General features: G+C 64.8%; 9 protein-coding genes. 4 read left to right on the top strand and 5 right to left on the bottom strand.

Features of this window, described 5'->3' with window-relative positions; all coding sequences use genetic code 11:
• The 3 genes from ACZ67T_RS38885 to ACZ67T_RS38875 all read left to right on the top strand — a co-directional run.
• Positions 1-416, top strand: a 416-nt coding sequence (locus ACZ67T_RS38885) for an integrase core domain-containing protein (protein ID WP_469990783.1), incomplete at its 5' end; no start/stop codon positions are given.
• 87 nt (positions 417-503) lie between these two features.
• A complete protein-coding gene (locus ACZ67T_RS38880) occupies positions 504-1,043 on the top strand; it encodes a winged helix-turn-helix domain-containing protein (RefSeq protein WP_469990781.1) in 540 nt (179 codons plus the stop codon).
• A 5-nt stretch (positions 1,044-1,048) separates the two neighbouring features.
• On the top strand, positions 1,049-1,501 hold the full coding sequence (locus ACZ67T_RS38875; protein ID WP_469990779.1) for an IS630 family transposase: 453 nt from the start codon (positions 1,049-1,051) through the stop codon (positions 1,499-1,501).
• A 174-nt stretch (positions 1,502-1,675) separates the two neighbouring features.
• Here ACZ67T_RS38875 and ACZ67T_RS38870 read toward each other — a convergent pair whose 3' ends face one another.
• On the bottom strand, positions 1,676-2,446 hold the full coding sequence (locus ACZ67T_RS38870; protein WP_469990777.1) for a transposase: 771 nt from the start codon (positions 2,444-2,446) through the stop codon (positions 1,676-1,678).
• Between the two features lie 71 nt (positions 2,447-2,517).
• Here ACZ67T_RS38870 and ACZ67T_RS38865 point away from each other — a divergent pair, with 71 nt between their 5' ends.
• The gene (locus ACZ67T_RS38865) at positions 2,518-2,901 is read left to right on the top strand and encodes a hypothetical protein (RefSeq protein WP_469990775.1); all 384 of its coding nucleotides are present in this window, start codon (positions 2,518-2,520) and stop codon (positions 2,899-2,901) included.
• Positions 2,902-2,936: 35 nt separating this feature from the next.
• Here ACZ67T_RS38865 and ACZ67T_RS38860 read toward each other — a convergent pair whose 3' ends face one another.
• The 4 genes from ACZ67T_RS38860 to ACZ67T_RS38845 form a co-directional block, all read right to left on the bottom strand.
• The gene (locus ACZ67T_RS38860) at positions 2,937-4,982 is read right to left on the bottom strand and encodes a protein kinase domain-containing protein (RefSeq protein ID WP_469990773.1); all 2,046 of its coding nucleotides are present in this window, start codon (positions 4,980-4,982) and stop codon (positions 2,937-2,939) included.
• A gap of 176 nt (positions 4,983-5,158) precedes the next feature.
• Complete coding sequence (locus tag ACZ67T_RS38855) at positions 5,159-5,368, bottom strand: integrase core domain-containing protein (RefSeq protein ID WP_469990771.1); 210 nt, start codon at positions 5,366-5,368, stop codon at positions 5,159-5,161.
• Positions 5,369-5,724: 356 nt separating this feature from the next.
• Positions 5,725-5,886 (bottom strand): hypothetical protein, encoded by a 162-nt coding sequence (locus ACZ67T_RS38850; RefSeq protein ID WP_469990769.1) that lies wholly within the window; start codon positions 5,884-5,886, stop codon positions 5,725-5,727.
• Positions 5,883-6,359: an NUDIX hydrolase gene (locus tag ACZ67T_RS38845; protein WP_469990767.1), complete on the bottom strand. Its 477-nt coding sequence runs from the start codon at positions 6,357-6,359 to the stop codon at positions 5,883-5,885. Before ACZ67T_RS38845 ends, ACZ67T_RS38850 begins: the two co-directional genes overlap by 4 nt.
• Positions 6,360-6,363 lie beyond the last annotated feature (4 nt).

The raw sequence follows: 6,363 nt of genomic DNA, 5'->3' as shown, positions 1-6,363 counted from the left end.
AGGAAACCCGGCTCGTCCTGGATGCTCTCGAGATGGCCCTGTGGCAGCGCGACCGCGACCAACACCCCTACCAGAAAGGCAAGTTGATACATCACAGCGATGCCGGGTCGCAGTACACATCGTTCGCACTCGCCGAGCACCTCGACCGAGCAGGCATCGCCGCGTCGATCGGCTCAGTCGGCGACGCCTACGACAACTCCCTGATGGAATCCACGATCGGCCTGTTCAAAACTGAGCTGATCAAGCCCCGCCGCCCCTGGAAGACCCTCTCCGAAGTCGAGCTGGCCACCGCCGAGTGGGTCGACTGGTACTGCCACCGCCGACTGCACGGTGAAATCGGGCACATCCCACCCGTCGAATACGAGACCAACTACTACAGCGAGACCACAAAACCCCAGGTCACAGTCAAGATCTAGAGTCTCGATCGAACCCGGAACGGTTCAGGAAGACTTTCGAGTAGTGCTCGAAGCGGCCCACTACTGATCTTTTCGTAAGTTCAGTGGGTGTGGTGGCCGTGTGGGTGGGAGGCTGTCGGGGTGGCTTATCAACCTTCCCCTTCGGTTGCTGATTCCTCCCTACCTCCTTTGTTGCGGCCTCAGTTGGCCGAGGCGCGTCGTGTTCGGGCAGTCGTGTTGTTCGAGGACGGCGTCTCGAATGCGGAGATCGCGAAGGCCGTGGGCGTGTGTGCCGAGAGTGTGCGGCGTTGGCGGCGGGTGTGGGAGCAAGGCGGTGCTTCGGCTCTGCGGCGACGGGCTGTCACCGGACGTCCGCCCAAGCTGGACGACACCCAGGTCGAGACGGTCCGGGCCGCGTTGGAGCAAGGCGCCCAGGTTCATGGTTTCGAGGCCGACCTGTGGACTCTGGAACGAGTCGGTGTGGTCGTCACCCGGGCAACGGGGGTGGAGTTGTCGCGGGCGTCAGTGTGGCGGCTGGTGACCGGCCGGCTCGGATGGAGTCTGCAACGGTCCGAACGGCGGGCCGTCGAGCGGAACGAGTCGGAGATCGGCCGCTGGATCGCGCACGAGTGGCCGCGGATCAAATAGGGGCGGTGAACACACGTGCCTGGATCGTGTTCCTCGACGAATCAGGCGTGTCCCTGCTCCCTCAGATCCGCCGCACCTACTCGCCCCGAGGGCGGACTCCGCTCCTGCGGCACCGCCTGAACTGGAAGCGCGCGTCGATGGCCGGCGCCTTGGGTTACCACGCCGCCGACCCCGATCGCGGGGCCCGCCTGTGCTGCCACCTCAAGCCTGGCAGCTACGACACCGCGGGGCTCATCGAGCTCCTGGAGCAGATGAAGGTGTTCTACCTCGGCGAGCGAGTAGTTCTGGTCTGGGACGGCTTGTCCGCTCACTGGAGCCGGGCGATGAGGGTCTGGGTCGCCGAACAGGACTGGCTCACCCTGGAACGTTTACCCGCCTACGCTCCCCAGCTGAACCCGGTGGAACTGCTGTGGTCCTCGCTGAAGAAGGGGTCTGCTGCACGATCGGGTGACATCTGAACTGGCCAACCTCGCCGGCGACCACCTCGCCGATGTCGCCGACGCCACCGAGCGAGGCATTGACCGCATCAACACCAACCCCCGACTGCCATGGTCATTCCTCGCTAAGGGCTGTCCCGTAAATGATCTTTGAGTTGCCTCGGGCATGGCGGGCCTGCCGTGTGGGCCGCTCGCCTATCCGGCGAGGGCGAGGTTGTGCATCCGGGCGATGCCGAGCATGGCGTGGTGAACGCCGTCGCCTTTGAGGCGGCAGTCACGGAGGATCTTCCAGGTCTTCATGCGGGCGAAGACGTGCTCGACGCGGGCCCGAACCTGCTTGTGGGACTTGTTGTGTTCTTCTTTCCAGTCCGGGAGTGTGGTCTGGCCGCGTTCGCGGCGGTGCGGGATGACGAGTCCGGTTCCCGGGTAGCCGCCGTCGGCGATCGTGGTGGTCTTGCCGACGGCGGCCTTGGCGCCGGATTCCTCCCATGCCTTGCAGTCGTTGCGGTTCCCGGCGAGCGGCCGGCCGACCACGACGACCAAGCGGGTGTCGGCGTCGATGACGACCTGGTGGTTGGTGGAGTACCGGTAGTTCTTCGACCGCTCCGCGATGGTGTGATCCCGGGTGGGGACCAGGGTGCCGTCCACAATGAGCACGGCGTCCTTGGCGAACCGCTTGCGGGGCTGGAGCGCGAGCATCGGCCCGAGGTGGTTGATGATGCGGTCCGCCGCCGACTTCGACACCCCGAACAGCGGCGCGAGCTGCCGCATGGTCAAGTTCGTGCGCCAGTACGCCGCGATCAGCAGTGCCCGGTCCTCCAGTGGAAGGCTCCACGGCCGGCCCTTGCGGACCGCGTCCGCGCCCTGGCGGCGCAGCACCGTCACCAGCTTCCCGAAGGCGCGCGGGCTCAGCCCGGTGAACGGGGCTATCCAGGACGGTTCTGACGCCGTGATCACACCAGCCACACCAAGATCATCCCAGTTGCCGAGGCTGCCCCGTGTCCTCGATCCTGTGTGGTCGGCAAGCAGGAGGACACATGGGACTGGTTCTTTTCCCGGGCGATGGAGACAACGGCAGTCCGGATGTCTCCTGGTCCTACAGCGGCTTCGCCGCGTTTCGGCGGTGTCTGGCCGAGGCCGAGGGGTTCGTCCTCTCCGAGATGTCGGGCTTCGGCGGCGAGCGCCCGTGGAGCGAGGTGTCCACCGTTCTGGAGCCACTCCTCGATCATCCGGACGTCGGCGGTGAGGACCTCTCGCCTGCCGACTGCGCGGTGGTCCTGCCCCGGTTGGAGGCGATCACCGATCAGTGGGCCCAAGCGGGCGGCGGCCAACTCCTCCAGGAGCACATCGCGGACGCCCGCCAGCTCGCGGGCGTCCTGCGACTCTGCATCGAGAAGGAGGTCCCGCTGGCCTTTCTCTGAACCTCCCACCACGGATCCCATTTACGGGACAGCCCTTAGGAAGAGTTGACTGGCAATGTGTACAGCAGACCGTCTGGCGTGAGGGCGTACAGATCGCTGTTGTTTCGAATGATTCCTGGATGGTGAAAGGTCCCCTTCTCTGACGTGTTGACACGCGGGTGGTAGACGTTCAGTTGGTCTCCGCTGCTGGCGCTGAATGCGGTCACGTTCCCATCGGCGGTCATTACGAGGAACTGCCGCTCGGTATATGCCAGTTCGACAACCTTGGAGCCCCGTCGAGAGGTACTCCAGCGCTCTTTGCTGGTGTGGATGTTGATTGCCGAGATGTGGCCGTCCTCATAGGAGACGAGGGCCGTGTCCGGACTCAGGGCCAGCCTGGCTTTGAAACCGCGAAGGGGCAGGTGAGACGTTGTGTTGGTCATGGTGTCGAGGACCAGCAAAGAGGTGGGATTCCCGTCGGCGGGACTCTGGTCAGCGAAGGCGACAAGGCCGTTCGCCGCTGCCAGGAGATGCAGTTTCCCTTCCAGGACAATGGGTGTTTCGTTCGCACCTGTGGCGAGATTCAGTGCACTGACCTCTGTGTGCTGCTGTCTGCTCGTGATCAGGTAAGTCTTGTCCCCAAGAGTCGCAACAGACGCCTGTCCGGTGACAGACCGTCGCCAGAGTGGCTTCCGGGCCGCTGAGTCGAAGCCTTCGATTCGGGCACTGTAGATGAAAAGGAAGCTATCGCGAGACAGAACGACTTGCGACGGATGGCCCGTGGTTCTCCGTGTCCAAAGGGTTCTTCCAGTCTTGACGTCCAAGGCCCGTAGGACCTGCTGGCCTTCTTCTGTCGTGGCGTAGAAGAGGTCTTTCCCTCGGACACCAAGCAGCGAAGCGCGTCCCTCGTCATCACCGTCGACGTGCTCCCATACGGCCTCACCGTGATAAGTCTCGATGCCGAGAATTCGGCTGCCGGCCAGGCAGTATAAGAATGCTCGGATCTGCGAGGCGGGATCGCTGGACACGCACTGCTCTCCAGTTCCGGCTGAGCTACGTACGTTCGAGACCCAGGGTTGCGGGTTTGCCAGCACGATGTGGGGACGTTCCGCTTCTGATGAGGTGGATTGGTGCTCGTTATCCGCATCTGCTGTGACCAGCGTCAGCGGCACGGCAGCCAGGACAGCTGAGGCAGCCAGCCAGGCAGGTACACGCCACCTCGCCACTTTGTTGAGACCGGCCCACTTCGGCCGTGTCAACAAGGCAGATGCCCTCCGTCGCGCTGCTGTCAGAGGTGGAGTCGACGGCGTGGCGAGCCGGCTCAGTATCAATGCAGGCGTCGGACGGATCGTAGGCTCCTTGGCCAGACAGTCGGTCACCAGGTCGCGTAGACCGTCTGGCACACCCGTCAGGTCAGGCTCCTCATGGACCACCTGATAGGCGACACCGAAGGCTCCGTATGCCCTAAACGGTCCGTATCCCGTCGCTGCAAAGGTCAGGACACAGCCCAAGGCGAAGACATCCGCTTCTGGTCCGACGGTACGGGAGGCCTGTAGCTGCTCTGGTGCCATGAAGGCTGGCGTACCCACGATGTGCCCGGTCTCAGTGAGTCCCCAGCCGTCAGTCGCTCGGGCCACACCAAAGTCAATGACCCGGGGCCCATCCTCGGTGAGCAGAACATTGCCGGGCTTGAGGTCGCGGTGGATCACCCCGGCGCGGTGGATGTCAACGAGTGCCTGGGCGAGCGCGCCAGCCAGTTCGGTCAGATCCACCGTACTCAGGGGGCCGTTCTCTGACACTTGCGCGTCGAGGCTTCGGCCCGGCACGTAGAGCGTAGCCATCCAGGGTTCCGGACTTCGAGGGCTGGCATCGACGACGGGTGCGGTGTACCGGCTGTGAACCATCCTCGCGGCGGCCACCTCAAGCTCGAACCTCGCCCGGAACTCATTGTCTTCGGCCCACTCGCGCCTAACGACCTTCAACGCAACCGGGGTTCCTCGCGGCGAGCGAGCTAGGTACACCACGCCCATTCCGCCCGCGCCGAGGCGCCCTTCCAGTTTGTATCCGCCCACTTCGGTCGGATCGTCGTCGCGAAGCGACACCTCAGGCCTCCCTATCTGCCCAACGATGGACAGTCTCTCGTTCCCTTCTCACGCACCAACGCTGCGATCGGTTGCGCATCGCAGATGCTCCAACCTGTGGGTGTCGACAACCCATGTCACCCCCTATGCGACCTGCGTGTATTCATGGATTAGCCCTCCGAGTCGGTCATGCCGGATCATGCGGTCTGCTCGTCTTCGGCGGGTCGTGGGGGTGCGTGGAGACTGTTTGGAGATCGCTGTCCGAGTGATCGATGGGGGCGATGATCGTTGTGGTGGTGGGCGTACTCGTCGACGACGAGGCATAGGTGTCGTTCGCTCGTGATCAGGATGCGGTCGGTGGCCTCGCGTCGGCATGATCCGACCCAGCGCTCGGCAACGGCGTTCATCCGGGGGACGCCAGGCAGGATGGGCACCACCCGGGCGCCGATGGCGTCGCAGCAACATCGCCACGTCCGTGCCCTGAGCTCCGTCGTAGGTGTGGAGGCGGGGCCGGGTCGAACCCTGCTGGGGTAAGGATTTCCCAGACGGTGGATGTCGCGATTGGGTGTCCAAGTCCGGCCAGTTCACCGTCGAGCGGCATGTTCGATGGCCGAAAGGTCCGGTGCACCGTCGCGGAGCGGGGTCGGCACCGCGATGACCGCGACGTCGAACCCGGCCAGGTCCTCCGCGTGCGCGGTTGGGGTGTAGGTGCCGTTCGTCAGGGCGGCGGCGACCTGACTGTCGGGGATGTCCGGGGAGGGGATTACGCGGCCCGTAGCCGTTTCATCCGCATATCGTCTGTGTCGAATCCTGCGACGCGGTGGCCGGCGTCCGCGGCCCGGATGGCCAGGGGGAGGCCGACGTAGCCCGGGCCGAGTATCGCCGTGCGACGTGGTCCTGCCGAGGCGGGGTCAGGGGCAGTCATGGGCGATCACTCTTGATCGGGTGGGGGAGGTCGGAGGCCAGGAGACGTTCGTGGAGTTCGCCGAGAGCCGTCCGGTTGCTGTCGAAGCGCAGCAATTCCTGCGCGGCGTTGTGGTCGCGCCACTCCAGGGCGGTGTGTTCGTAGGAGATCTCGGGCTCGATGCCGGTGAGGTCGATGCCGAAGGAGTATTCCGGGACGACGTAGGTTCCGGCCGACCAGTGGATGCGGTCGGCGAAGAAGCGCGCCGGGACGCTGGCCGTGGTCTGCAGCGGATAGACGGGTGCGGGGTGGTGGAGGCCGAGTTCCTCGGTGGCTTCGCGCAGTGCGGCCTGTTCGGGGGTTTCGTTGTCCTCGCCGCCGCCCGCCACGGCCTGCCACACGTTCAGGTCCTCGCGTCGAAGGACGGCGAATTCGAGCTGGTCGCCGACGTGGCGGAAGGGGACGACGAGGACCTGGAACGGAGCTCGGGGCATGTGG

The sequence above is a fragment of the Streptomyces sp. NPDC107517 genome (assembly GCF_055582645.1).
Note: the sequence above shows the minus strand (reverse complement) of the source record. Positions and strands in the feature narration are given on the sequence as shown.

What these genes read in the sequence shown, in the direction of transcription:
- ACZ67T_RS38865 (WP_469990775.1), top strand. Translation starts at nt 2,518, where the DNA reads ATGGGACTGGTTCTTTTCCCGGGCGATGGAGACAACGGCAGTCCGGAT.
- ACZ67T_RS38855 (WP_469990771.1), bottom strand. Translation starts at nt 5,368, where the DNA reads ATGAACGCCGTTGCCGAGCGCTGGGTCGGATCATGCCGACGCGAGGCC.
- ACZ67T_RS38850 (WP_469990769.1), bottom strand. Translation starts at nt 5,886, where the DNA reads ATGACTGCCCCTGACCCCGCCTCGGCAGGACCACGTCGCACGGCGATA.
- ACZ67T_RS38845 (WP_469990767.1), bottom strand. Translation starts at nt 6,359, where the DNA reads ATGCCCCGAGCTCCGTTCCAGGTCCTCGTCGTCCCCTTCCGCCACGTC.